The sequence below is a fragment of the Arthrobacter sp. 01T425 genome (assembly GCF_056398725.1).
In genome coordinates, this window is the sequence record NZ_JBFTPY010000007.1 from 1 (window position 1) to 21,770 (window position 21,770).

Sequence of the window (21,770 nt, forward strand, 5' to 3'; positions counted from 1 at the left end):
GGCCCCACCGACATCTCCCCGGTCGGGTTCGCCGCGCAGCTGCACGTGGGCCTGGCGATCCACAACTACGGCATCCAGGAATACATGCAGCACTCGGATGCGACCAACGAGGTCTTCGAACAATCCATGACCTTCGTCGACGGCTACCTGCACCCGGGCGAGGCGCCCGGCATCGGCGTGGAATTCAACGCCGAAGCCGCCGCCGCGTTCCCCTACCAGCAGGCCTATCTGCCCTACAACCGCCTCGTCGACGGCACCGTCCATGACTGGTAACCCGACCACGACGGGTAACTGGCACTGACGGGCGGCAGTGCCTTAAGCACCAAAAAGGTCCCGGGCGGCGAGTCGATGCTCAGCCGCCCGGGACCTGGCTCTATTGAGTCCGGCTCTCAGCGTCCGGTTTGCTGGTTGCTTAGTGAACCTGTTCCCGGGTCATGCCGAAGGGGACCTGGTCGGAGAGGGCCGCGGTGTAGTGGCCCGGCTTGTGCCGCGTGAGCAAAATGCCGTGCGTTCCGGTTGTCATGGCGAGCTGCTGCAGCCCGCGGACGGCGTCGTTGAGTCGGTCGTCGAGCACGCGCCGGTTGTCGACCTGGATCTCAATGGGCTCGGTAATGGTGGTCATCGCTCTGTCTTTCTTGGAGTACTTCTAGTCGGCCCCAATGGATTCAGGAACAGTAACGTCATATTTATTGGCCCGTCAAATCACCACGCCGCATGTGCGCGTGGCCCGTGCGGACGCCAAATGCCCGCAGATTGCGGCCCGGGCGGCTGACCTGCAGATCCACCCAGGCCCGGGTGGTCCCAGTGAGTCTAATCACCCGGCATCACTGCGGGCAGGCCGAAAGATGCTCGTGGACGCAAACAATGCCGCCGTCGGAGGCGCGGGAGAAGATGATGGTCTCCCGCTCATCGCTCGTATCGCGGCCACCGTCCCGGTCAACCCGGACCGTCGTGGCCACGCGGTGCGAAAACACCGCGGTAGCCCCGAGGAGCTGGATATCCTGCTCGCTGCTCCGGCATTCGAGCACACGCCAACCACCGGCGAGCCAGCTGTCCCAAAGGGTGCGGTAGGCGGAGCGGGACCCAAGGCGCCGGGCTTCCGGATGGAAGATGAAGGTCGCCTCCGGGCTGAAGGCCGCAAAGTAGGCCTCGGTGTCCGTGGCGGCGAAGGCGGCAACCAGGCGGTCGGCTGCCTCCTGGACCTCTTCGCGGCTGAGGTCGCGGGGCGCTGCCGGCTGCAGCGCCGCAGCCGGCAGCGGCCGGGCCACGGCCCGGACCGGGGCGCCGTCGGCCCCGGGGATATTAAGGGGAAAGAGGAAGAGCTCGACGTCGGATCCTGCGTCTGTGGCCCGCTGGACCTGCTCCAGCCCGGTGAGGTTTTCCACGATGATGCAGCCGTTTCCGGCCAGGATGGCGTGGGCGGGGAAGCTGCCGCCGGCCGGGTCGCCGTGCTGGTTGCCCTGCTGGTCGCCGTGCGTGGCGCCGGGGGAGGTTGGATCCACACTGAGGGCATCCAGACCTACGGCGCGGTAGCCGCGGTCCACGATCAGTTGTGCCGCCGCAGCCTCCAGCCATGGGTGCCTGAGGTACTCCTCCGTTCCCCACGCCGCTGCGCAGCCGGTGTGCAGCAGGAGGATCTTCTCTGGACTGTCCCGATACCCGGGTTTCCCAGGCTCCCCGGCCGAGCCCGCCGGGGCGATCCCCGCCAAATGCGCGGCGGTGATGGCGCCGCCGCGGGCCACGTCCCGGACGTCCACGATTTCGGCGACGCCGCCGAAAAGGGACAGCGGCAATTCGTCCAAAGCTGCCCAGCCGTCGCCCACATGCAGGGGTGCGTCGGCGTGGGTACCCGAATGGGAGCCCAGCCCGAGCGAGAGCACGTTGGCGCCGTCGGCCTCCACGGTCAGCGCCGATGCGATCCGGACCTCCGGGTCGCCGGGATAGACAGGCATTCCGGTGCGCAGCGGAACGCTGAGATCGAACCACGTCACCGCTGGCCCACCAGTTCCGTGTCGAAGTCGCCGTGCAAGCCCGACGCAGCTGCCTCCGGTGTTCCGGCAGCGACGGTGTTTCCAGCCGCATCGATGACCGGCGGCACCGGGGTGTCCTTCGAGGGGATCCAGCGCGGCCCGGCCGCCGGGAACACTCCGCGCGGCTCCGGGAAGATCCACAGCAGCCCGAGGTAGAGGACGGCCGCAAGCCCCAGCGATGCCGGCAGACTGATGTCCACACCGCCGGCCAGGTTGCCCAGGGGCCCCTGGAACTGGCCGGGCATGTTCACCATGCTCAACCCGGCGGCGGCGCTGACCAGCCAGGCCGTCATGCCGCGCAGGTTCCAGCCGTGGTTGAACCAGTACCGTCCGCCGGTCTGGCGCCGGTTGAACACCTGGAGGGCATCGGCGTCGTACCAGCCGCGGCGGGTGATGAAACCGATGATCATCACCACCATCCAGGGCGCGGTGCAGGTCACGATCAGGGTGGCGAACGTGGAAATGCTCTGGACGAGGTTGAAGGCGAAGCGGCCGGCGAAGATGAAGGCGATCGCCAGGACCCCGATGAACAGGGTGGCCTGGACCCGGTTGAACCTCGGGAAGACGCTGCTGAAGTCAAGGCCGGTCCCGTACAGCGAGGACGCCCCGGTGGACATGCCGCCGATCAGGGCGATGGCGCAGAGCGGGATGAAGTACCAGGCCGGGGAGACCGCCAGCAGGCCGCCGACGTAGTTCGGCGCCGCCGGGTCCATGAATTCCGGCGCCTTGGTGGCGATGATGGACGCCGTGGCCAGGCCAAAGACGAACGGAATAAGGGTGGCCAGCTGGGCCAGCAGCGCCGCGCCCATGACTTTGCGCTTCGGGGTGGCGGTGGGGATGTAGCGCGCCCAGTCGCCCAGGAACGCGCCGAAGGAGATGGGGTTGGACATGACGATCAGGGCCGCGCCGATGAACGCCGGGATGAACCCTGCGACGCCGACGCCGTCGAATCCGGTGCCGAAGGCACCCTCGAAGTTCAGGTTGAGGTCGCCCGCGAAGGCGATGAACCCGACAACGAACAGCAGGGTGGCCGCGGTGACGGCAATCTTGTTCACCAGCAGCATGAACTTGAACCCGTAGACGCAGACCACCAGAACGAGTCCACCGAAGAGGCCGTAGGCGACGGCGAACGAGCCCATGTCCTGCGGCAGGCCCACGAGCCGGTTCAGCCCGCCGACCAGGGCATCGCCGGAGCTCCAGACCGAGATGGAGAAAAATGCCAGCGCGGTCAGCAGTGACAGGAATGATCCGACCACCCGGCCGTGCACGCCCAGGTGGGCGGAGGAGGACACCGCGTTGTTGGTTCCGTTCGTGGGGCCGAAGACGGCCATGGGCGCCAGCAGGAGGGCGCCGACAACCAGGCCCGTCACCGTCGCGGCGAGCCCCTGCCAGAACGACAGGCCGAACAGGATCGGAAATGCGCCCAGGAAGGCGGTGGCAAAGGTGTTGGCTCCGCCGAACGAAACCCTGAACAAGTCAAAGGCGCTGGCATTGCGGTCCTTTTCGGGGATCCGCTCAATGCCGTAGGTCTCCACGTCGGTGACCTTGCCGCGGTTCCGCCCTGCGCCGGCGCCGTCAGGCTTTTCCTCGACCATGTTGTTCTCCATCCAGCTCATCATTGATTCCTAAGAGTTGCTTTATAAGCATCACAAGTTGTGTTGGAGGCTACACTGTGAAGCGGCTCACAGCAAGGCGCTGCCCTGTCCGGCCGGCGGGTTACGCAACCGGCCTCCGGCCTTGGACCCTCCCGCGGGAAGCCCGGGCGGCCCATGTGCCCGCCGCCCGGTAAATAACAGGGATAATCTTCAACGGGGACCATCCACAACACGGCGCAAAGGCGGCACAGCGACATGGCACAGGCTCAAGCAGGCAAACCCCAGGGACGGTGGCGGACCTTCCACGAAAAGTTCGTCGTGGAGGAGCGCTTCATGAGCGTGACGGCGCGCCGGAATCTCTACCGGACCGCCGTCGTGCTGATGATCGCGGGCGCCGTGCTGTTCGTGGTAATCCTCGCCGGAGTCCTGCAGCACGCCGGCATCTCGGCGGCGGATGAGCCCGTGCGGACCTGGCTCCTGACCCTGCGCGCGGAACCCACCACCATCATCATGATCATCCTGGCGATCATCTTCGGCCCCATCGGCCTGCCAATCATCGTCCTGATCGTGACGGTGGCCTGGGGCCTGATCGCCAAGCATGCCTGGCGGCCGATGCTCCTGGCCGGTGCCATGCTGACCGGCGTCATTCTGGCGCAGATCATCGGCCACATCGTCGAACGCCACCGGCCTCCGATCGACCTCATGCTCTTCGGCGCAGACTCCACGTTCTCGTTTCCGTCCGGCCACGTCCTGGGTGCGTGCGACTTCCTGCTGGTGACCACGTACCTGGTCTTTTCGCGCCGGAAGAACCCCATGTCCGCTGTTATCGCCTTCATCGTGGCGGGGATCGGCATCTTCTTCGCCGCCGTCAGCCGTCTGTACCTCGGCTACCACTGGATGACCGATGCCCTGGGCGCCTTCTCGATCTCGCTCGTGATCCTGGGCGGCGTCATTGCGCTGGACACCTGGCGGACGGCGCGGATTCCGGGCGAACAGGTCACCGGGACGCTCTCCACCGCCGACACCAGCCAGGACTGAGCCCCGTCAGCGGCTGCGCGCCAGCTTGAGTTCGGCCCGCAGCCGGGCGTTGGCGGCCTCGAGTTCCATCACCTTGGCCACGCCGGCCAGGTTAAGCCCTTCTGCCAGGAGCTGGCCGATCCGCCGCAGCACCACAAGGTCTGCGTCGCTGTACTGCCGGGTGCCACCCGCGGTGCGGTCCGGTGCGAGGAGCCCCCGGCGCTCGTAGAGCCGGATATTCTGCTGCCCAGTGCCCACCAGCTGCGCCACGACCGAGATGGCGTACAGGCCTGAATTCGCGCCGCGGTCCGCCATGGTCTTCCTCCCGTTCCGGAAATTCCCTTGCATCAGTGTTTCACCGGTGCTATAAAAAATCTATACCCACCACCACAGAAAACTTGAGGTGGGTTGTAGAAGGAATGCAGATCAAGTCTCGCTGAAGGAGTGGGAAATGATGTTGATTCGGACGGACCCGTTCCGTGACTTCGACCGGCTTGCCCAGCAGGTGTTCGGGACGGTGGCACGCCCCGCGCCCATGCCCATGGACGCATGGCAGGAAGACGGCGTATTCGTCGTCGCCTTCGATCTTCCGGGGGTCAATGTCGACTCGATCGGGCCCGACATTGAGCGCAATGTCCTGACGGTCCGGGCGGAACGGCGCGATCCGGTGCAGCCCGACGTGGAACTGATGGTCTCGGAGCGTCCCCGTGGAGTGTTCAGCCGCCAGCTGATCCTCGGCGACACCCTGGATACGGAGAACGTCAAGGCGAACTACGCCGACGGCGTCCTGACGCTCCGCATCCCGGTGGCGGAGGCGGCCAAGCCGCGGAAGATTGAAGTCACCCGTTCGCAGGACAAGATGCAGGAGATCGGGAAGTAGCCCCCGGGCCGGCGCGGCGCCCGCAGCGTCGCTCCGGCTCCGGCTCCATGCAACGGAGGCCGATCATGCCCGGCAGGAACCCTGATCCCCGAGGCTACTACGCGCTATTGCACGTCTCGCCGGAGGCGGGCCGGCAGGAGATTGGCCGCGCCTTCCGGGCGCTGATGCGCCGGCACCATCCCGACGTCGGCCAGTCTGACCTCGACCCTCCCGATGTCGGCGCCATTCTGCACGCTTTCGCCGTGCTGCGGGACGCCAGGAGCCGGGCGGAGTACGACGCCGGCGGCTGGCGTTCCGCCGTCGAGGCCGTCGAGGACGACACCTTCCAGCACCGGAACGACCATGCCGGCCAAGGCAGCCGCGACATCCCGGTGCGCATCATCCGGCGTCGGGATCCCCTTGTGCGCGTGCTCCCCGTCCGCTGGGAACCCGGGCCGTGACGGGGAAACTCTCCTGGCCAGGCCGCTGACCCGGGCAGGAACCCACCCAGCAGTTACATCCAGCAGCCCCATCCACTGAGGAGGAGACCAGCCATGAGCGCATGGCGCCGCTACGATTCGCACCTTATGCCGGTGTTCCACGAGCGCTTCGAAGCGCGCTGGGGCGAGGGAACGGCGCCGTTCCTGGACCCGGAGGCGCATGAGGCCCCGTTGCCCCGTGCGCAATGGATCAACATCGACACGGGTGCGGCGCTGGCGGTGGTCCCGGTCTGGACAGATGAAGACAGCCAGCACCGGTCCTTCGGCGTGTTCTACCTGCCGCCCGCGGGTGATATCTGGGTGCTGAGGCCCGGCTTCACGGAGTATCTGGAACCCTCGCTGGATGAGGCTGAGCAGCTCGTGACGCTGCGGAACGATGCCTTCCGCAAGGCCGTGGAGCACGCCAAAGTCTTCCTGTTCGGGCCGGAGACGTCGCTGTTCTGAACGGCAGGGACCAGCAGATGCCAGGATCAGTTGCTGGCGGCGGCATAGGCGTTCAGGCTCAGCGAGAACACGATCCAGGAGAGGTACGGCAGCATGAGCAGGCCCGCTGCCCGGCTGATCAGGCCGAACCGGACCACCGTGACGGCGGCGGCCACCGCATGGACGGCGATGAGCAGCAGGGCCAGCCAGAGCGCGGCCCCGCCGGCCATGGGGTACATGCCGAAGAACAGGGGCGCCCAGGCGAGGTTGACGAGCAGCAGGATGGCGTAGACGGTCATGGCCCCCCGGCCGCGCCCGGAGCGAAGTCCTGTTTCCCGGCGCCAGACGAGCCACGCCGCCACTGCCATTGTCGTGTAGAGCACCGTCCAGACCGCTCCGAAGGCCCAGCCCGGCGGAGTCCACGGAGCCTTCTCTGCCGCCGCGTACCAGCCGCCGGCGTTGCCGATAATGACCAGCGACGCCACGAAGGACACCCCATGGGAGACCGCCAGGAAGCAAAGGAGGGCTGCCGTCTGCCGGCCGGGGCTGGGCGGCGCCGATGGCGGCCGGCGGTTGACGCCTTGTTCAATTTTCACGTGCACCGATCAACAGTGGCCGTTGGCATCGCGTCCGTCAAACGGCCAGGGTCGTGGCGCTCACCCCCGGGGGAGCCTAAAATCAGTCAACCAACCACCGAAACTACATAGAGGTCCCCGTCGATGAACGCTTCCGCCAAGGATCTGGCTTCCCTTCTTCCGCCCGGCTTCACCCTGGGTGTGGCGACCTCCGCCTTCCAGATCGAGGGTGCACTCGATGAAGACGGCCGCGGCCCTTCCGGATGGGATGTCTTCGCCGCGAAGCCGGGTTCGATCGTGGAGGACCAGAGTCCGGCCGTTTCCTGCGACCACTACCACCGGATGCCCGAGGACGTGGCTCTGATGAAGGAGCTGGGGATCGACTCGTACCGGTTTTCGCTGTCCTGGTCCAGGATCCAGCCCGGCGGGAGCGGGCCCGCGAACCCTGCCGGGCTGGACTTCTACGACCGGCTGATCGACCTGTTGCTCGCCAACGGCATTTCCCCCATGGCCACGCTCTACCACTGGGACACCCCATTGCCCCTGGATGAGGCCGGCGGCTGGATGAACCGTGACACGGCCTACCGGCTGGGGGACTTCGCCGCCATCGCCGCGGCTGCCTTCGGGGACCGCGTGAGGCGCTGGGTGACTGTCAACGAGCCCGCCACAGTCACCACCAACGGCTACGCCTTGGGCATGCACGCGCCCGGGGAGGCCCTCATGCTCAAGGCCCTCCCCAGCGTGCACCACCAACTGCTGGGCCACGGTCTGGCGCTCCAGGCGCTGCGTGCCGCCAAGGTGCCGGGCGACATCGGCATCACCAACGTTTACTCACCGATGGTCCCGGCCACCGCGAACCCGCTGGACAAGGTCAGTGCCGGACTCATGGATGTGGCGCAGAACCGGCTCTACGCCGATCCGGTGCTGCTCGGCAAATACCCGGATGTCATCCGGGCCGCCACCTTCTTTTCGTCGTCCTTCAGCCCGTCCAGCGAAGACATGGAGCTGATTTCCCAGCCCCTGGATTTCTACGGCCTGAACTACTACATGCCCACCCTTGTCGGGGCGGGACCGGGTGAGGGGGCCGTGCCGCCCGGCATGGCCGAGGCCATGGGGGACGACCTCAGTGGGACACCCGGTGCGCCCTTCCACATCGCGCAGTTCCCGGACACCGAGACCACGGCCTACGGCTGGCCGGTCAAGCCCCAATACATGTCCGTCGCCCTGGCCGAGATGGCCGACCGCTACCCGGATCTGCCCCCGGTCTTCATCACCGAGGGCGGGGCCAGTTTCGAGGACGTCGTGGTCCAGCCTGTCGGGGCGAACCAACGGATAATCCCGGACGAACGGCGCCTGCGTTACCTTGCAGACCACATCGGCACGGCCCTGGAAGCGACACGTCCCGGCGGCGCCGCCGAGGCCGTCGACCTTCGCGGCTACTATGTGTGGTCCTTCATGGACAACTTCGAGTGGTCCGCCGGCTACAAGCAGCCGTTCGGTCTGGTGCACGTCGATTTCGATACCCAGGTCCGCACGCCGAAGGCCTCCTACTACTGGCTCCAGGAGGTCATTGCGGCCCGAAGCTCGGCGTCCGCCGGAGAGCCCGGCAGCGCCGCGCAGCCCGGCGGCGCCGGCGGGCAGGACGAAACCGCCGACGTCGGAGAGCCGCACCCGGCGAGCTGACGCCCCTCAAGCCGGGTCAACCTAGAGCAGATCCAGGTCCTGCAGGCCCTTGGCGAGCCCCGCGCCGTCGGGCGAATAGAACCACGGGACGGAGGACTCCGAGTGGTCTCCGGTGTCGGAGTGGCCGCCGGCGAAGACGGCCTCGCTGGCCGAGAGCTGCCGGATGCCGATCGCGGCCACCTGGTCCGGGTGCTTCTGCGCGAAGCCGGAGTAAATCTCTTCATCGTGCTGGCCGTTGTCGCCGAACAGCAGCCAGCGCATGTTCGGGAACTCCTGGGCCAGCAGCTCAAGGTTCCGCCGTTTGTGTTCCTGGCCGCTGCGGAACCAGCGGTCGTGCGTCAGTCCCCAGTCCGTGAGCAGCAGCGCGCCGGAGGGATAGAGGTTCCGGGCGATGAAACGGGCCAGGGTGGGAGCTGCGTTCCACGGCCCGGTGGACAGGTAGATCACCGGCGCCTCCGGGTGCTCCACCTTGAGCCGATCCAGCAGGACGGCCATGCCGGGTGTCGCCATCCGGGCCCGTTCGTTCAGGACGAAGGTGTTCCACAGCGCCAGGAAGGGCCGGGGGAGGGCGGTGACCATGATGGTGTCGTCAATGTCCGAGACGATGCCGAGCCTGGTGTCCGGCGAGATCACGAAAATCCTGGCCTCGACCGGTTCCGTTCCCTCGGCGCGCAGCACGGCCGTATGCCAGCCCGGGGTCAACGCCACGTGAACCAGGGTGTCCACCAGGCCGCCGCGGTCCGCATGCACGCGGGTGGTGACGCCGCCGATCTGGATCTCCACCTCGGTGAACTGGACCGGGACGCTCGTGAACGCCCGCCAGCCGCGGAAGTTCTGGTTGCCGTTCAGGGCCAGCCGCTCCGCCTTGCCGCCGGGCACCGGCCGGCTGGTGAGGACCACGCGGCCCAGTACCCTAACCCACTCGGTCGAGCCGTAGCCCTGATAGGCGACTGTCTGCGGGCTGAACTTCCAGCGCCGGGCCGTCTTGAGCCGGAACCCGTTGACGGTGTCCGACACCCAGTGGGCGAGCCGGAAGGCCCTGTTGCCGGACACGGGCAGCTGCTGCGCTGGTTGCGAGGCCAATTCCATGCCTCCACTCTCCCACAATGCCGGGCTCCGGCTGTGCCGGCGGGGTCCCCGGACGCGGGCCCCCGCCACGCCGGATTACCAGCGTGGCGGCTAACCCAGCAGCCCGCGCAGTGTGGCGGCGTTGCGGACGGCGTTGCCGCCGCCGTCGTTGTTGAAGTACGCGTAGACGTCTTTCCCGCCGGCCTGCCACTCGCGGATCCGGTCCGCCCACCAGCGCAGGTCGTCATCGGAATAGGATCCGCCGTACAGGACGTCGTGGTCGGGGCCGTGCAGCCGGATATAGACGAACGCCGCGGTGGCGTGCAGGACGCACGGGAGCCCGGCGCCGCTCATGATGCAGTAGGCCGCGCCGTGACGTTCCAGCAGGGCGTACACGGCGTCGTCGTCCCAGCTGGGGTGGCGGAACTCCACACAGACACGGATCCAGCCGGGCAGAGCCGCCAGGAAGTAGTCCAGCCGAGCGTCGTCGCGCGCTAAGCCCGGGGGCAGCTGGACGAGCAGCACGGCCCGCTTGTCGCCGAGTTCGTGCCAGCACCGGGTGATCCGGTCCGCCCAGACCTCGGGGGCGTAAAGCTTCTTGGCGTGCGTCAGGCCGCGGGGCGCCTTGACGGACAGGGCGAAACCGTCGGGCAGGCGGCGGCGCCAGCTGGCGAATGAGCCCTCTTTCGGCCAGCGGTAGAAGCTGGCATTCAATTCCACGGTGTCGAAGCGGGCCGCGTAATATGCCAGCCTGTCCCGGGCCGGCAGGCCCGGCGGATAGAGGACCCCGTCCCAGTGGTCATAGCTCCAGCCGGATGTGCCGATCCGCACAGCGGCCACGTGCCCTGCCATGCCCCTTCCCCTTCCGCCCTCCACCGTGCTCCCTCTACCGTGCCGGGGGCGACGGCGGTGTGGCACTGTAAGTGTCATGGTACGCATCGAGGATTACGCAATGGTCGGCGATCTGCACACCGCTGCCCTGATCAGCACCGAAGGCTCCATCGACTGGCTGTGCCTGCCGCGCTTCGACTCGCCGGCCTGCTTCAGCGCCCTCCTCGATTCCCCCGCGGCCGGCCGGTGGCTCCTGGCGCCGGCGGGCGGCGGGGAATGCACGCGCCGCCGATACCGCAAGGGCACGCTGATCCTGGAAACCGAGTGGGATTTGCCCGAGGGTAAGGTCAGGATCATTGACTTCATGCCGCCCCGCGACGAGGTGGCGGATATCGTGCGGATCGTGGTCGGTGTCCGCGGCACGGTGCGGATGCGCGGCGAACTGGCGCTCCGGTTCGACTACGGCCATATTGTGCCGTGGGTCCGCCACGACGAGCTCGGGATCCACGCCGTCGCCGGGCCTGATGCCGCCTACCTGGTGACCGAGGCGCCCCTGCGCGGTGAGCGGATGCATACCGTCAGCGACTTCACGGTCAAGGCCGGGGAGCGTGTGCCCTTCGTGCTGACCTGGAGCCCCAGCCACCTCGGCCGGCCGCGGTCGGTGAACCCGGAAACGGTCCTGGCGTCGACCGAGGAGTTCTGGCTTCGATGGTCGGCGAAGTGCACGGTCACCGGGCGCTACCGCGACGCCGTCCAGCGCTCGCTGATCACGCTCAAGGCCCTGACGTTTGCCCCGACCGGCGGGATCGTGGCCGCCGTCACGACGTCCCTGCCGGAGGAGATCGGCGGTACCCGGAACTGGGACTACCGCTTCTGCTGGCTCCGGGACGCCACGCTCACGCTGCAGGCGCTGCTGGCCGCGGGCTACACGGAGGAGGCCGGCGCGTGGCGCGACTGGCTGCTCCGCGCCATCGCCGGGGACCCGGCGGATCTGCAGATCATGTACGGGCTCCACGGCGAACGCCGGATGCCGGAGCTCGAACTGCCGTGGCTGAAGGGCTACGAAAACTCCGCTCCGGTGCGGACCGGTAACGGTGCGGCCGGCCAGCTGCAGCTCGACGTCTGGGGCGAGGTCCTCGATTGCCTGTCCCTGACCCGGAACTCCCTGCTCAAGCACACCGACGACGCCTGGGACGTCCAGGTGGCCCTCATGGAACATCTGGAGACGGCCTGGCGCCAGCCGGACAACGGGCTGTGGGAAATGCGCGGCCCGCAACGCCATTTCACGCACTCCAAGGTGATGGCCTGGGTGGCGGCGGACCGCATGGTCAAGGGCGTCCGGGACTTCGGCCTGACCGGCCCGGCGGACCGTTGGGAGGAGCTGCGTGACGCCATCCACGCCGAGGTCATGGCCAACGGGTTCGACGCCGACCGCAACACATTCGTGCAGTCCTACGGGCGGCCGGAGCTGGATGCGAGCCTCCTGCTGCTGCCCCGGGTGGGGTTCCTCCCGCCGGATGATCCGCGCATCATCGGAACCATCGATGCGGTCCAGCGCGAGTTGACGCACGACGGCTTCCTGCGACGCTACCTGCCGGCACAGAGCGATGACGGGCTGCCCGGCGAGGAGGGGGTGTTCCTGGCATGCTCCTTCTGGCTGGTCGAGGCCCTGATTGGGGCTGGCCGGCGCCATGAGGCCCGGGAGCTGTTCGAGCGCCTGCTGGCGCTGCGCAACGACGTCGGGCTCCTCAGCGAGGAGTGGGGCGCCGAGACCGGCCGGCAGCTGGGCAACACGCCGCAGGCCTTTAGTCACTTCGCCCTCGTCATGAGCGCGCTGGAACTGCATGAAGACGGCGTCCGCCGCAGCGACACCCCGCTTCCGTGATCCGCGCCCGCGGCGACCGCAGTGGCCCCCGCGGCCCCGCCGCGGCGACCGCCGGCGGACGAAGGGCGGGACCTTCAGCACTTTCCCCGCACCGTAAAATAAGTACACTTACTAATATCCCGGCGGGGGATACGAGGGAACTAGGAGTGTTGCAAATGGCGGGATATTTTGAGCTCGTGGACGCGCCCGAGGGCGGCTACCGCATTCGGATGATGGACGGGGCAGGGCAACTGATGGCAGTCTCAGTGACGTTTCCCACCAAGAAAGCCGCCGTTGCCGGCGTCGCCCAGGCAAGGGAAATCGCCGGAACCGGCCTGATCAGGGACCGCAGCGCCGATGGCCGGGCCGCCGTGCCCGGATCGTCCGCCCGGGTGATCAGGGGGCGGCGCGGCGGTGCCGGGCGCTCAAACTCCACCTTGGGGGGCTCGCTGGCGGGCAAGAGGGCGCAGGCCCGTACCTGACCTGATCATCGAGTAGGCCGTTTCCCCAGCCGGTTCGCCGCGCCGAACGGTTACAGTATGGCCATGAAGCCGCGGGGGAATCGGAACACCGGCCGTGCCCGGAAGAATCTGCTGGGCCGTGTGGCGGTGCCGCTCACTGCCGCGGCCATGCTGCTCGCCGGGCTGGCCCTTCTTGCCCAGCCGGTGACGCAGGAGGACTTTGGCTGGGTAGCGTATGCTCCGGTGGCCACGGGGCCCGTTGTGCTGCAGGGGCTCATGGTCATGGGCCCGTGGATCTGGGCAGGGGTCGCGCTGATCAGCATCGGGTTGCTCCTGCTGGCGTTCTGGTCCGGCTACCGCACGGGCCGGCAGGCCCGGGACCGCGGCGACGACTCCCGCTAGGCGGCTGCCGCTCGGCCGTCCGCCCCGCGGCCGGGCTGAAGCGCCGCCAGCCGCCAGCCGACGCCCCCGAGGAGACAGCTCGCGGCGTTCCGGACGCGAAACACTGCCGTGATGTGCCGTCTCGGCGGTACGCTGGCCGGGCAGCGCCTAACCGTCGAGGAGGACCTCATGAGCCAGCACCACACCCCCGGAAGGGTCGCCGTTGTCACCGGAGCCGGTTCCGGCATCGGCCGCGCAGTGGCCAGGCTCATGCTGGCCGAGGGCTACCGGGTGGTCCTGGCGGGGCGGCGGGAAGAACCGCTCCGAGAGACCGCGGCCGGCCACCGCCAGGCGCTCGCGGTCCCGTGCGATGTCACCGTCCCCGCCGACGTCGAACGGCTTTTCGCCGCCGCGCTGGGGCAGTGGGAGCGCGTGGACGTGCTCTTCAACAACGCCGGCGTGTTCGGCCCCGCCGCCGCGGTGGACGAGATCACCGTGGAGGACTGGGACGCGACCGTCGCCGTGAACCTCACGGGGTCCCTCCTTTGCGCCGGTGCCGCCGTCCGGGCCATGAAGGCCCAGTCGCCCCAGGGCGGACGGATCATCAACAACGGTTCGGTCGCGGCGCATTCGCCCCGGCCGCGGACGGTGGCCTACACGGTGACCAAGCACGCCATCACCGGGCTGACTAAAAGCATTGACCTGGACGGCCGGGGCTTCGGCATCAGCTGCGGACAAATCGATATCGGCAACGCGGCGACGGAACTCATGGAGGAGATCGGCGTCGGTTCCGGGACCGCCCAGGCAGACGGCAGCCTGCGGGCCGAGCCGACCTTTGCGGTGCAGGACGCCGCCCGGGCCGTGCTGCTGATGGCCGGGATGCCGGCGTCGGCCAACGTGGGATCCCTCGTGGTGACAGCTGCGGGCATGCCGTTCATCGGGCGCGGCTGAGGCGCGGCTGGGGGCACGACTGCGGGCGCGGGCCCCGGCTGGTGGGTCCTGAGGGACGCCGCCGGGTGACCTAGAGGGGCAGGAGGGCGGACAGGTCCGCGCGCAGTCCCGAGGCGGCAACACGGCCCGCGGCGACGGCGTCGGCCCAGCTCAATCGTCCGCTGACCATCGCCAGCCAGGTGTCGGCGTCGCACTCGATGACGTTTGGCGGGGTGCCGCGCGTGTGCCGCGGGCCCTCCACGCACTGGGTGACGCCGAACGGCGGGACGCGCACCTCCACGGAGTTCCCGGGCGCCCGCGCGGTGACTTCCTCCAGGCAGTAGCGCACCGCCGTCGCGATCGTGGTGCGCGGGACGGCGCCGGGTCCTCCAGAGCCCGGGACCCCGGCGGCCGGCACGTTCGGGCCCGGTGCGGTCGCGGTGGCTTCCTGCCACGCGGCGAGTGCCGCGCGGCCCTCGTCCATGGCGATTCGACGGCGCGATACAGCCACTTTCCCGAGTCTCCTAGTCCAGCAGTGCCGCGACGGCCCGCCCGAGCCGGATCTTGCCTACCGGGCGTCCCCCGCCCAGTACCGGGTCCACCACCTTGTCCAGGACGCTGGACACTTCAGGGATTTCGACGGCGCCGGAGGCCGCGAGGAGCGTCAGCCCGACCAGTGTGGTGGCCCGGATGTTGCCGTCGAGCATCTTGATGGCAACCGAGACGCCCTGGCGGGTGGCCATGACCAGGACGCCCTCGGCGCCGATCTTGGCCAGGATGCCGAGTTCGTCCATGACGATCGTGTTGGCCTGCCCTCGCCCCTGGACGGCCCACGGGTAGTCCAGCATGGACGTGGCAATGGTGGCTGCCCGCGCGTTCGAGTTCTTGTCGCCCGGGGCCTTGGCCAGCTTCGAGTAGGCCCGGGCCAGGCCGATCAGGGAGACGGCGGCAACCGGCGCGCCGCAGCCGTCGATGCCCAGGTGGGTGATGCGTTCGCCGCAGTACTCCTCGATCACGGAGCGGATGCGCTGCTGCAGCGGGTGGTTGGGTTCGAGGTAGCTGTTCTTGTCCCAGCCGTTCTCCGTGCACGCCCAAAGGAACGCGGCGTGTTTGCCCGAACAGTTGAAGGCCAGCCGGGACTTGCCCCGCTCGGTCTGGACGAGCCAGTTCCGGGCGGTCTCATCCTGGGGCCAGTCGGCCGGGCACTGCAGCTGGTCTTCCTTGGCCCCGGCCGCCTTGAGCATGCCCTCGACCACGTCCATGTGATCCAGGGATCCGACGTGGCTGCCGCACGCGATGGCCACCTGGGCGCCCCGCAGGGGTACGCCGGACTGCATCGAGGCCAGGGCCTGCAACGGTTTGAGCGTGGACCGGGCAAGGATCGGGGCGTTCACATCGCCGAGCTCGATCACTGCCGTCCCGTCCGCGGCCAGCACCACGGCCGAGCCGATGTGGCGGGACTCCACGAAGCCGCTGCGTTCGATGACTGCCAGTTCGACGGCGGAGTCGACTGTGAATGTTGCATGCGGGTTCAAAGCCATGCTGCAAGTCTATGGTGCCCGGTGCTGATACCCCGGTTATTCCACGGTCACCATCACCGACTGCCAGCCGGAGGCGCCGTCCGGAACCGGATCCGCCCGCTTGTCCGTCTGGACCTCGCCCTTGCCGTCCGTGGCGCGTACCTTGATGTAGTGCGGGCCCGGCGTGGCATCCCAGTCCAGGGACCACTGCCGCCACGTGATGAGGGAGGCCTCGTCGGAGAGTACCGCCTCGGTCCAGGGCCCGCTGTCGATCTGCACCTCGACCTTGGTGATCCCGCGGGTCTGGGCCCACGCGGTGCCGCCGATGGCGATCTTTCCGGCGGGGACCTTGGCGAAGGACTTGGGCACCTCGACCCGCGCCATGGTCTTGATCGGGCCGCGTTCGGACCAGCCCCGCTGGGTCCAGTACGCCTTGCTGTCCGCGAACCGGGTCACCTCCAGGTCCACCACCCACTTGGTGGCGGAGACGAAGCCGTACAGGCCGGGAACCACCATCCGCACCGGGTAGCCGTGCTCGAGCGGGAGCGCCTCGCCGTTCATGCCGATCGCCAGCATCGCGTCGCGGTCGTCCTGGAGGACTTCCAGGGGCGTCGAGGCGCTGAAGCCGTCAGCCGAGGTGGAAAGCACCATGTCCGCGCCCTGTGTGGGGCGGGCCAGCTTCAGGGCGTCGCGGATGGGCATGCCCAGCCACTTGGCGTTGCCGGCCAGATTGCCGCCGACCGGGTTGGACACGCAGGTCAGGGACACATGGGATTCGATGAGCTGGGCGTCGAGCAGGTCCTGGAAGGTGAGCCGGACCTCTTGTTCCACGAGGCCGTGGATGCGCAGTTCCCAGTCCTGGACGTTGATCTCCGGCACGCTCAGCGCCGTGTCGATCCGGTAGAAGTCCTTGTTCGGGGTCAGCCACGGCGTGACGCCGGGCGCCTTGGACTGGACCCCGGCCGGGACCGCGGCGGCGGCCTTGGCGGGCGCGGGCAGCTGCAGCGACTCGCGGGCCGCGGCCACGTTGCTGCGGGCCGCGCTCAGCAGGCGTCCGCCGGTGGCGGCGACGGCCGAGGCGGCCGCGGTGATGCCGGCGGCGGCGAAGAACCCGCGCCGCGTGGTCGCCGGGCGCTCGGGTTCCTTCGCGGCGACGTCCGCTGCCCGGTCCGGCCATTCCTGCATCCGCCACAGCCGGGTGATCAGGAGCCGCAGCACCACCAGCCCGGCGACGGTGCCGATCAGGGAGGGAATGGCATCGATCGGCTTGACGCTGGCCCGCGTCACCACGCTGCCGACGATCACGGCGCCCATCAGCACCACCCCGGCCACACCCAGGGCCCATGTCCGGTACGCCACGATGCCGAGCACGCACGCCAGGAGCAGGATCGTGACCGCCATGCCGACGAATAATGCGGCCTTGTCGTTGGTGCCGAACGTTTCAACGGCGAAGTTCTTCATCCACAGCGGCGTGAAGTCGATGAACGTCGAGCCCAGCGCAATCAGGGGCGTCGCCCGTGTGGTGAAGAACGCCCCGATCAGTTCCGCGACGGACAGGACGACGGCGGCCGCAGCCACTCCGGCCACTGCGGCCAGGGCTGTGGCGCCGCGGGACCGCTTGCTGGGCTTCATGCTGGGTTTGTTCATACATGCCATTCGTAGCCGCGCGCCCCGCGGATTGTCCGGCGCCGGGCGTGGTTCCGGGCGTGTGCGCATGCCCTCCTGCCGGACCCTGGCGTGGACATGCCCCGCGGTCCCCGGGACATGTCCAGTCTTGGGACTCGGGCGTGGGCATGTTTTCCGGCACCACGGGACATGTCCAGCCCTGGGACCCGGGCATGGGCATGGTGGCATTATGCCCAGTGGCCGCGGCCGGGACTGGGCATGTCCCGAGGGCTGCCCGGCCCCGTGGGTGCCGCGCTGAAGACTCAGATGCGGTCCGGTGGCTTGTGCCTGGGTCTGTGCCAGGCGGCCGGGGGACATGTCCGGCCGTAACTTGGCGCGTGCAACATGCTCCCCGGACCCAGAGAGGACATGTCCAGCCTTGGTATTCCTGCAGGGGCATGCTCTCCGGCACCACGGGACATGTCCAGCCTCGGGAGCCAGGCATGGGCATGGTGGCATTATGCCCAGTGGCCGCGGCCGGGACTGGGCATGTCCCGCGGGTTGCCCCCGGTCCCCGGCGCTGCTGAGCTCAGGATTGCCTGGTGCCCGGGACTGCCGGACTCAGGATTGCCGCCCTGCGCCGGGAGCGCCGAGCCGCGGATTGCCCGGCGCCCGCGAGGCGCCGCCGCGAAAATTGAGCATGTCCGGCGGCCGACACAGCTTAGGAGCCTGCGGGGTGCACCACGTACCCTTGGAGACTGTGAAGGTACTTGTCATCGGCCCCGGCGGCCGCGAACACGCCATTGTCCGATCCTTGCTTGCAGACCCGAACGTTTCCGAGGTCCACGCGGCCCCGGGCAACGCCGGCATCAGCGCGCTGGTCCCCACATATGCGATCGACGCGAACGATCCCGACGCCGTCGCGGCGTTGGCCCTCAAGCTCACCGTTGACCTGGTGGTGGTCGGTCCGGAGGCGCCGCTCGCAGCCGGCGTGTCCGACGCCGTCCGCGCCGCCGGCGTCCCGGTCTTCGGCCCCAGCAAGGCCGCGGCCCAGCTGGAAGCGTCCAAGGCCTTCGCCAAGGAAGTCATGGCCGAGGCCGGCGTCCCCACCGCAATGGCCCGCGTTGCCTCCAACGCCGGGGAAGCCGCCGACGCCCTCGATACCTTCGGCGCCCCGTACGTCGTCAAGGACGACGGGCTCGCAGCCGGCAAGGGCGTCGTGGTCACCTCCAACCGGGACGAGGCCCTCGCGCATGCCCAGACCTGCTTCGACGCGGGCGGCACCGTGGTGATCGAGGAGTTCCTGGACGGACCCGAGGTCTCCGTGTTCGTCCTTTGCGACGGCACCAACACCGTGGCCCTGTCCCCGGCGCAGGACTTCAAGCGCATCTTCGACAACGACGAGGGCCCCAACACCGGCGGCATGGGCGCGTACACACCGCTGGAGTGGGCCCCCGAAGGCCTCGTACAGGAAGTGATCGACCGCGTCGCCCAGCCCACGGTCAACCAGATGGCGCACCGCGGCACCCCGTTTGTCGGCGTCCTCTTCGTCGGCCTCGCCCTGACCTCGCGCGGCACGCGGGTCATCGAATTCAACGTCCGGTTCGGCGATCCCGAAACCCAGGCCGTCCTCGCCCGGCTCAAGACGCCCCTCGGCGGGCTGCTCATGGCCGCGGCCAAGGGCGAGCTGGACAAGGTGCAGCCGCTGCGCTGGTCCAAGGACACGGCCGTCGCCGTCGTCGTGGCCGCCGAAAACTACCCCGACACCCCGCGGACGGGCGACCGCATCCGGGGCCTGAAGAAGGTCGACGCCCTGGACGGCGTCCACGTGATCCACGCCGGGACCAAGCTCGACGGCGAAGGCAAGGTCGTCTCCGCCGGCGGCCGCGTCCTGGCCGTGGTGGCGCTGGGCACGGACCTCGTGGAGGCCCGGGAGCGGGCGTACGACGGCGTCGAGCTCGTCCAGCTGGACGGCAGCCAGTTCCGCACCGACATCGGCGGCAAGGCCGCCCGCGGCCAGATCCGGGTAGCCGGGCCGGGAACCGCGGCCGCGTCGAAAGCGAAGGCATGAACGTGACCGAATCCGCAACGCCGACGCCCGGTACCCAGCCCGAGACCACGCCTGAGACCCCGCCTGAGACCACGCCTGAGACCCCGCCCAAGGGCGGGCTCGACACCGCCACGCAGGACCTGCCCGGCTGGCGGCACGTCTACTCCGGCAAGGTCCGCGACCTCTACGTCCCCGCGGATCCGGCCGTCGCGGAACGCTTCGGCCAGGATTGTGTCCTAGTGGTGGCCAGCGACCGGATCAGTGCGTTCGACCACGTACTGGCCAGCGAGATCCCGGACAAGGGCCGCATCCTGACCCAGCTGAGCCTGTGGTGGTTCGACCAGCTCGGCGTCGCGCACCACGTCCTCGCCTCCACGGCCGACGACGGTGTCCCCACCGCCGTCGAGGGCCGGGCAATGATCTGCAAGAAGCTGGACATGTTCCCGGTCGAATGCATCGCCCGCGGCTACCTCACCGGCACCGGGCTCGCGGAGTACCGCGCGTCGGGCACAGTGTGCAGCATCCCGCTGCCCGCCGGCCTGGTTGACGGGTCACGGCTGCAGGAGGCGATCTTCACGCCGTCGGCCAAGGCCGAGGTGGGCGAGCACGACGAGAACATCACTTATGACGCCGTCGTCGGCCTCGTGGGTGCGGACGTCGCGGCGGACCTGAGCAGGCTGACCCTGGAGATCTATACCAAGGCCGAGGAAATCGCGCGCGGCCGCGGCATCATCCTGGCGGACACCAAGGTGGAGTTCGGCCTCGACGCGGCGACCGGCGTCATCACGCTCGGCGACGAGGTGCTGACCCCGGATTCCTCACGGTTTTGGGATGCGGCCACGTACCGGCCCGGCCAGGCGCAGCCGTCCTATGACAAGCAGTATGTGCGCGACTGGCTGACCTCGCCGGAGTCGGGCTGGGACAAGGCCTCGGACACGCCCCCGCCCGTCCTTCCGGCCGACGTTGTGGCGCGCACCCGCAGCCGCTACGTGGAGGCCTACGAGAAGCTCACCGGCCGGACGTTTGCCTAGCCGGGCCGTTCGCCCAGCCCGGTCCGGCCGGGGCTAGGCTTCCGCGGAAGCGGCCTCGGCCCGGCGCTGGGCGAGCTTGATCTCGAGCACGGCGTCCAGCGCCTGCTGGACCCGGTCCGAGGCGCCCGCCGCGCTGAACTCCTTCTGGGCTTCCTCGAGGTACACCAGCGCCTCCGCGGCCTCCCCGGCAGCCTTGAGCGCCTTCCCCAGCAGCAGGGAGACCTCGCCGGCCGTGTGCCGGGCCAGAGCCTCCCGCTCGGCATGGATCTCGCGCAGCTTCTGGACGGCGGCCACGATGTCGCCCGTGAGGTAGAGCCAGCGGGCCCGGATGAAGGCGACCTCCAGTTGGTCGGTCTTGTTGCCGCCGACAATCGACAGGGCCAGTTCGGCGCGCTCGATCGATGAGAGCGTCTCGGGTTCGACTATTCCCGAGGAGAGGCGGACGGCGGCGGAGGCCTTGTTGAACCGGGCCCACAGGTCGATGTCGTTGGCCGGGGAGAGCAGCCGGCCGGCCCGCTCGTGGTACTTGATCCCCTCGGGATAGTCGTGGCGCATGAAGGCCACGTTGCCGATCACCCAGGCCACCTCGCCGGCGAGCTGGGACATCGAGTGGTCGTCCATCTGGTCGTTCATGGCCTGGCAGTACTCCCAGGCCTCATCGAGCCGGCCGCTCTCGGCCAGGGCACCAATCAGGGCGCGGAGGGCGCCGATGATCATGGTGGAGCCTTTGGGCAGCTGTGCGCAGAGCCGCACCGCTTCCTGCGCATGCTCGACGGCGGCGGTCAGCTGCCCCTGGCCCTGCGAGGCTGCGGCGAGCATCTGCTGGGCCCGGACGCCGAGCCCGGCAGACTCCGCGGCCATCGGGTGCTCCAGGAGATTCTGGACCACGTCCTTGCACTCCTGCCAGAGGCCCTGCTTGATCAGGCACTCGGCCTGCATATAGGTCATGTTCCACCACGCGCTGGTGTTCTTGGCCTCCAGGGCGATCTTGGCGGCGGCGGCGGCGTGGGTGGCGGCCACGGGGTAGTCCCGGAGGTCCCAGGCCTGCCGGGCATACAATCCCGCGAGCACGTATTCGGCGTCGCTGACGGACACCGGCTGGCTCCAGGCCTCAAGCGCCTTGGGGGCCAGTTCAAGCCGGCGGGCAAGCTCCTCGATGACATCGGCGGTCGGCTCGCGGCGTCCGGTTTCCAGCAGAGAAATGTAGCTGGGGGAGTACAGGTCACGGCCCAACTCCGCCTGCGTCAGGCCCCGTTCGAGCCGTTCCGCGCGGAGCTTCTCCCCAAATCCGTTCCCCACGGATACCTCCTAATTCCGGACATTCTTTGTACTAAATGCTTGACAGTC

General features: G+C 68.8%; 23 protein-coding genes. 12 read left to right on the forward strand and 11 right to left on the reverse strand.

What is annotated here, in order from left to right:
• Positions 1-273: enolase C-terminal domain-like protein (locus tag AC1DNG_RS09640; protein WP_476887236.1), on the forward strand; the 273-nt coding region annotated here is incomplete at its 5' end.
• A 139-nt stretch (positions 274-412) separates the two neighbouring features.
• Here AC1DNG_RS09640 and AC1DNG_RS09645 read toward each other — a convergent pair.
• The 3 genes from AC1DNG_RS09645 to AC1DNG_RS09655 form a co-directional block, all read right to left on the reverse strand.
• Positions 413-622: a hypothetical protein gene (locus AC1DNG_RS09645; RefSeq protein WP_028276129.1), complete on the reverse strand. Its 210-nt coding sequence runs from the start codon at positions 620-622 to the stop codon at positions 413-415.
• 202 nt (positions 623-824) lie between these two features.
• Positions 825-1,991: a cyclase family protein gene (locus AC1DNG_RS09650; RefSeq protein ID WP_476887237.1), complete on the reverse strand. Its 1,167-nt coding sequence runs from the start codon at positions 1,989-1,991 to the stop codon at positions 825-827.
• A complete protein-coding gene (locus AC1DNG_RS09655) occupies positions 1,988-3,637 on the reverse strand; it encodes a purine-cytosine permease family protein (protein ID WP_476887238.1) in 1,650 nt (549 codons plus the stop codon). The genes AC1DNG_RS09650 and AC1DNG_RS09655 overlap by 4 nt, the downstream gene beginning before the upstream one ends.
• 243 nt (positions 3,638-3,880) lie before the next feature.
• On the opposite strand from AC1DNG_RS09655, the gene AC1DNG_RS09660 reads away from it, so the two are divergent.
• On the forward strand, positions 3,881-4,663 hold the full coding sequence (locus tag AC1DNG_RS09660; protein ID WP_230007696.1) for a phosphatase PAP2 family protein: 783 nt from the start codon (positions 3,881-3,883) through the stop codon (positions 4,661-4,663).
• Positions 4,664-4,669: 6 nt separating this feature from the next.
• On the opposite strand, the gene AC1DNG_RS09665 is transcribed toward AC1DNG_RS09660, so the two are convergent.
• Positions 4,670-4,957, reverse strand: coding sequence for a MerR family transcriptional regulator (locus AC1DNG_RS09665; protein ID WP_476859226.1), 288 nt, complete (start codon positions 4,955-4,957; stop codon positions 4,670-4,672).
• A gap of 136 nt (positions 4,958-5,093) precedes the next feature.
• Between AC1DNG_RS09665 and AC1DNG_RS09670 the strand changes: the two genes are divergently transcribed.
• The 3 genes from AC1DNG_RS09670 (at position 5,094) to AC1DNG_RS09680 (ending at position 6,445) form a co-directional block, all read left to right on the forward strand.
• Positions 5,094-5,522, forward strand: coding sequence for an Hsp20/alpha crystallin family protein (locus AC1DNG_RS09670; RefSeq protein ID WP_476887239.1), 429 nt, complete (start codon positions 5,094-5,096; stop codon positions 5,520-5,522).
• A gap of 65 nt (positions 5,523-5,587) precedes the next feature.
• Positions 5,588-5,962: a J domain-containing protein gene (locus AC1DNG_RS09675; protein WP_476887240.1), complete on the forward strand. Its 375-nt coding sequence runs from the start codon at positions 5,588-5,590 to the stop codon at positions 5,960-5,962.
• Positions 5,963-6,055: 93 nt separating this feature from the next.
• Positions 6,056-6,445, forward strand: coding sequence for a hypothetical protein (locus AC1DNG_RS09680; protein ID WP_230007693.1), 390 nt, complete (start codon positions 6,056-6,058; stop codon positions 6,443-6,445).
• Positions 6,446-6,471: 26 nt separating this feature from the next.
• Here the strand turns inward: AC1DNG_RS09680 and AC1DNG_RS09685 are convergent, their stop codons facing one another.
• A complete protein-coding gene (locus AC1DNG_RS09685) occupies positions 6,472-7,020 on the reverse strand; it encodes a TspO/MBR family protein (protein WP_230007698.1) in 549 nt (182 codons plus the stop codon).
• A gap of 123 nt (positions 7,021-7,143) precedes the next feature.
• On the opposite strand from AC1DNG_RS09685, the gene AC1DNG_RS09690 reads away from it, so the two are divergent.
• Entirely contained in the window at positions 7,144-8,682 is a 1,539-nt protein-coding gene (locus AC1DNG_RS09690) for a GH1 family beta-glucosidase (RefSeq protein ID WP_476855503.1), read from the forward strand.
• Between the two features lie 21 nt (positions 8,683-8,703).
• On the opposite strand, the gene AC1DNG_RS09695 is transcribed toward AC1DNG_RS09690, so the two are convergent.
• Positions 8,704-9,771, reverse strand: a complete 1,068-nt coding sequence (locus AC1DNG_RS09695) for an App1 family protein (protein WP_230010202.1) — start codon at positions 9,769-9,771, stop codon at positions 8,704-8,706.
• Positions 9,772-9,861: 90 nt separating this feature from the next.
• Positions 9,862-10,602 (reverse strand): DUF72 domain-containing protein, encoded by a 741-nt coding sequence (locus AC1DNG_RS09700; protein ID WP_476855504.1) that lies wholly within the window; start codon positions 10,600-10,602, stop codon positions 9,862-9,864.
• Between the two features lie 76 nt (positions 10,603-10,678).
• On the opposite strand from AC1DNG_RS09700, the gene AC1DNG_RS09705 reads away from it, so the two are divergent.
• The 4 genes from AC1DNG_RS09705 (at position 10,679) to AC1DNG_RS09720 (ending at position 14,238) form a co-directional block, all read left to right on the forward strand.
• Positions 10,679-12,466 carry a glycoside hydrolase family 15 protein gene (locus tag AC1DNG_RS09705; protein WP_476887241.1) on the forward strand — a complete coding sequence of 596 codons (1,788 nt, stop codon included), beginning with the start codon at positions 10,679-10,681 and terminating at the stop codon, positions 12,464-12,466.
• 155 nt (positions 12,467-12,621) lie between these two features.
• Positions 12,622-12,927, forward strand: coding sequence for a hypothetical protein (locus tag AC1DNG_RS09710; RefSeq protein WP_223913587.1), 306 nt, complete (start codon positions 12,622-12,624; stop codon positions 12,925-12,927).
• Between the two features lie 63 nt (positions 12,928-12,990).
• Complete coding sequence (locus AC1DNG_RS09715) at positions 12,991-13,308, forward strand: hypothetical protein (RefSeq protein ID WP_476850260.1); 318 nt, start codon at positions 12,991-12,993, stop codon at positions 13,306-13,308.
• A 168-nt stretch (positions 13,309-13,476) separates the two neighbouring features.
• On the forward strand, positions 13,477-14,238 hold the full coding sequence (locus AC1DNG_RS09720; protein ID WP_476850259.1) for an SDR family oxidoreductase: 762 nt from the start codon (positions 13,477-13,479) through the stop codon (positions 14,236-14,238).
• A gap of 70 nt (positions 14,239-14,308) precedes the next feature.
• On the opposite strand, the gene AC1DNG_RS09725 is transcribed toward AC1DNG_RS09720, so the two are convergent.
• Genes AC1DNG_RS09725 through AC1DNG_RS09735 form a run of 3 tightly spaced genes read right to left on the reverse strand, consistent with a single transcriptional unit; the run spans position 14,309 to position 17,369 of the window.
• Complete coding sequence (locus AC1DNG_RS09725; protein ID WP_230009166.1) at positions 14,309-14,728, reverse strand: sterol carrier family protein; 420 nt, start codon at positions 14,726-14,728, stop codon at positions 14,309-14,311.
• A 13-nt stretch (positions 14,729-14,741) separates the two neighbouring features.
• Positions 14,742-15,758, reverse strand: coding sequence for an asparaginase (locus AC1DNG_RS09730; RefSeq protein WP_476872240.1), 1,017 nt, complete (start codon positions 15,756-15,758; stop codon positions 14,742-14,744).
• A gap of 36 nt (positions 15,759-15,794) precedes the next feature.
• On the reverse strand, positions 15,795-17,369 hold the full coding sequence (locus tag AC1DNG_RS09735; protein ID WP_476859229.1) for a molybdopterin-dependent oxidoreductase: 1,575 nt from the start codon (positions 17,367-17,369) through the stop codon (positions 15,795-15,797).
• Positions 17,370-18,102: 733 nt separating this feature from the next.
• On the opposite strand from AC1DNG_RS09735, the gene purD reads away from it, so the two are divergent.
• Positions 18,103-19,413 carry a phosphoribosylamine--glycine ligase gene (gene purD, locus AC1DNG_RS09740; RefSeq protein ID WP_476855508.1) on the forward strand — a complete coding sequence of 437 codons (1,311 nt, stop codon included), beginning with the start codon at positions 18,103-18,105 and terminating at the stop codon, positions 19,411-19,413.
• Positions 19,410-20,423 (forward strand): phosphoribosylaminoimidazolesuccinocarboxamide synthase, encoded by a 1,014-nt coding sequence (locus AC1DNG_RS09745; RefSeq protein ID WP_476887242.1) that lies wholly within the window; start codon positions 19,410-19,412, stop codon positions 20,421-20,423. The genes purD and AC1DNG_RS09745 overlap by 4 nt, the downstream gene beginning before the upstream one ends.
• A 33-nt stretch (positions 20,424-20,456) precedes the next feature.
• On the opposite strand, the gene AC1DNG_RS09750 is transcribed toward AC1DNG_RS09745, so the two are convergent.
• Positions 20,457-21,722: a helix-turn-helix domain-containing protein gene (locus AC1DNG_RS09750; protein WP_459385576.1), complete on the reverse strand. Its 1,266-nt coding sequence runs from the start codon at positions 21,720-21,722 to the stop codon at positions 20,457-20,459.
• Between the last annotated feature and the right edge of the window lie 48 nt (positions 21,723-21,770).

Bases quoted from the DNA above. Each gene is read 5' to 3' on its own strand.
- AC1DNG_RS09645 (WP_028276129.1), bottom strand. From the start codon at position 622: ATGACCACCATTACCGAGCCCATTGAGATCCAGGTCGACAACCGGCGC.
- AC1DNG_RS09655 (WP_476887238.1), bottom strand. From the start codon at position 3,637: ATGGAGAACAACATGGTCGAGGAAAAGCCTGACGGCGCCGGCGCAGGG.
- AC1DNG_RS09660 (WP_230007696.1), top strand. From the start codon at position 3,881: ATGGCACAGGCTCAAGCAGGCAAACCCCAGGGACGGTGGCGGACCTTC.
- AC1DNG_RS09665 (WP_476859226.1), bottom strand. From the start codon at position 4,957: ATGGCGGACCGCGGCGCGAATTCAGGCCTGTACGCCATCTCGGTCGTG.
- AC1DNG_RS09670 (WP_476887239.1), top strand. From the start codon at position 5,094: ATGATGTTGATTCGGACGGACCCGTTCCGTGACTTCGACCGGCTTGCC.
- AC1DNG_RS09675 (WP_476887240.1), top strand. From the start codon at position 5,588: ATGCCCGGCAGGAACCCTGATCCCCGAGGCTACTACGCGCTATTGCAC.
- AC1DNG_RS09680 (WP_230007693.1), top strand. From the start codon at position 6,056: ATGAGCGCATGGCGCCGCTACGATTCGCACCTTATGCCGGTGTTCCAC.
- AC1DNG_RS09690 (WP_476855503.1), top strand. From the start codon at position 7,144: ATGAACGCTTCCGCCAAGGATCTGGCTTCCCTTCTTCCGCCCGGCTTC.
- AC1DNG_RS09695 (WP_230010202.1), bottom strand. From the start codon at position 9,771: ATGGAATTGGCCTCGCAACCAGCGCAGCAGCTGCCCGTGTCCGGCAAC.
- AC1DNG_RS09700 (WP_476855504.1), bottom strand. From the start codon at position 10,602: ATGGCAGGGCACGTGGCCGCTGTGCGGATCGGCACATCCGGCTGGAGC.
- AC1DNG_RS09705 (WP_476887241.1), top strand. From the start codon at position 10,679: ATGGTACGCATCGAGGATTACGCAATGGTCGGCGATCTGCACACCGCT.
- AC1DNG_RS09710 (WP_223913587.1), top strand. From the start codon at position 12,622: ATGGCGGGATATTTTGAGCTCGTGGACGCGCCCGAGGGCGGCTACCGC.
- AC1DNG_RS09715 (WP_476850260.1), top strand. From the start codon at position 12,991: ATGAAGCCGCGGGGGAATCGGAACACCGGCCGTGCCCGGAAGAATCTG.
- AC1DNG_RS09720 (WP_476850259.1), top strand. From the start codon at position 13,477: ATGAGCCAGCACCACACCCCCGGAAGGGTCGCCGTTGTCACCGGAGCC.
- AC1DNG_RS09730 (WP_476872240.1), bottom strand. From the start codon at position 15,758: ATGGCTTTGAACCCGCATGCAACATTCACAGTCGACTCCGCCGTCGAA.
- AC1DNG_RS09735 (WP_476859229.1), bottom strand. From the start codon at position 17,369: ATGAAGCCCAGCAAGCGGTCCCGCGGCGCCACAGCCCTGGCCGCAGTG.
- AC1DNG_RS09745 (WP_476887242.1), top strand. From the start codon at position 19,410: ATGAACGTGACCGAATCCGCAACGCCGACGCCCGGTACCCAGCCCGAG.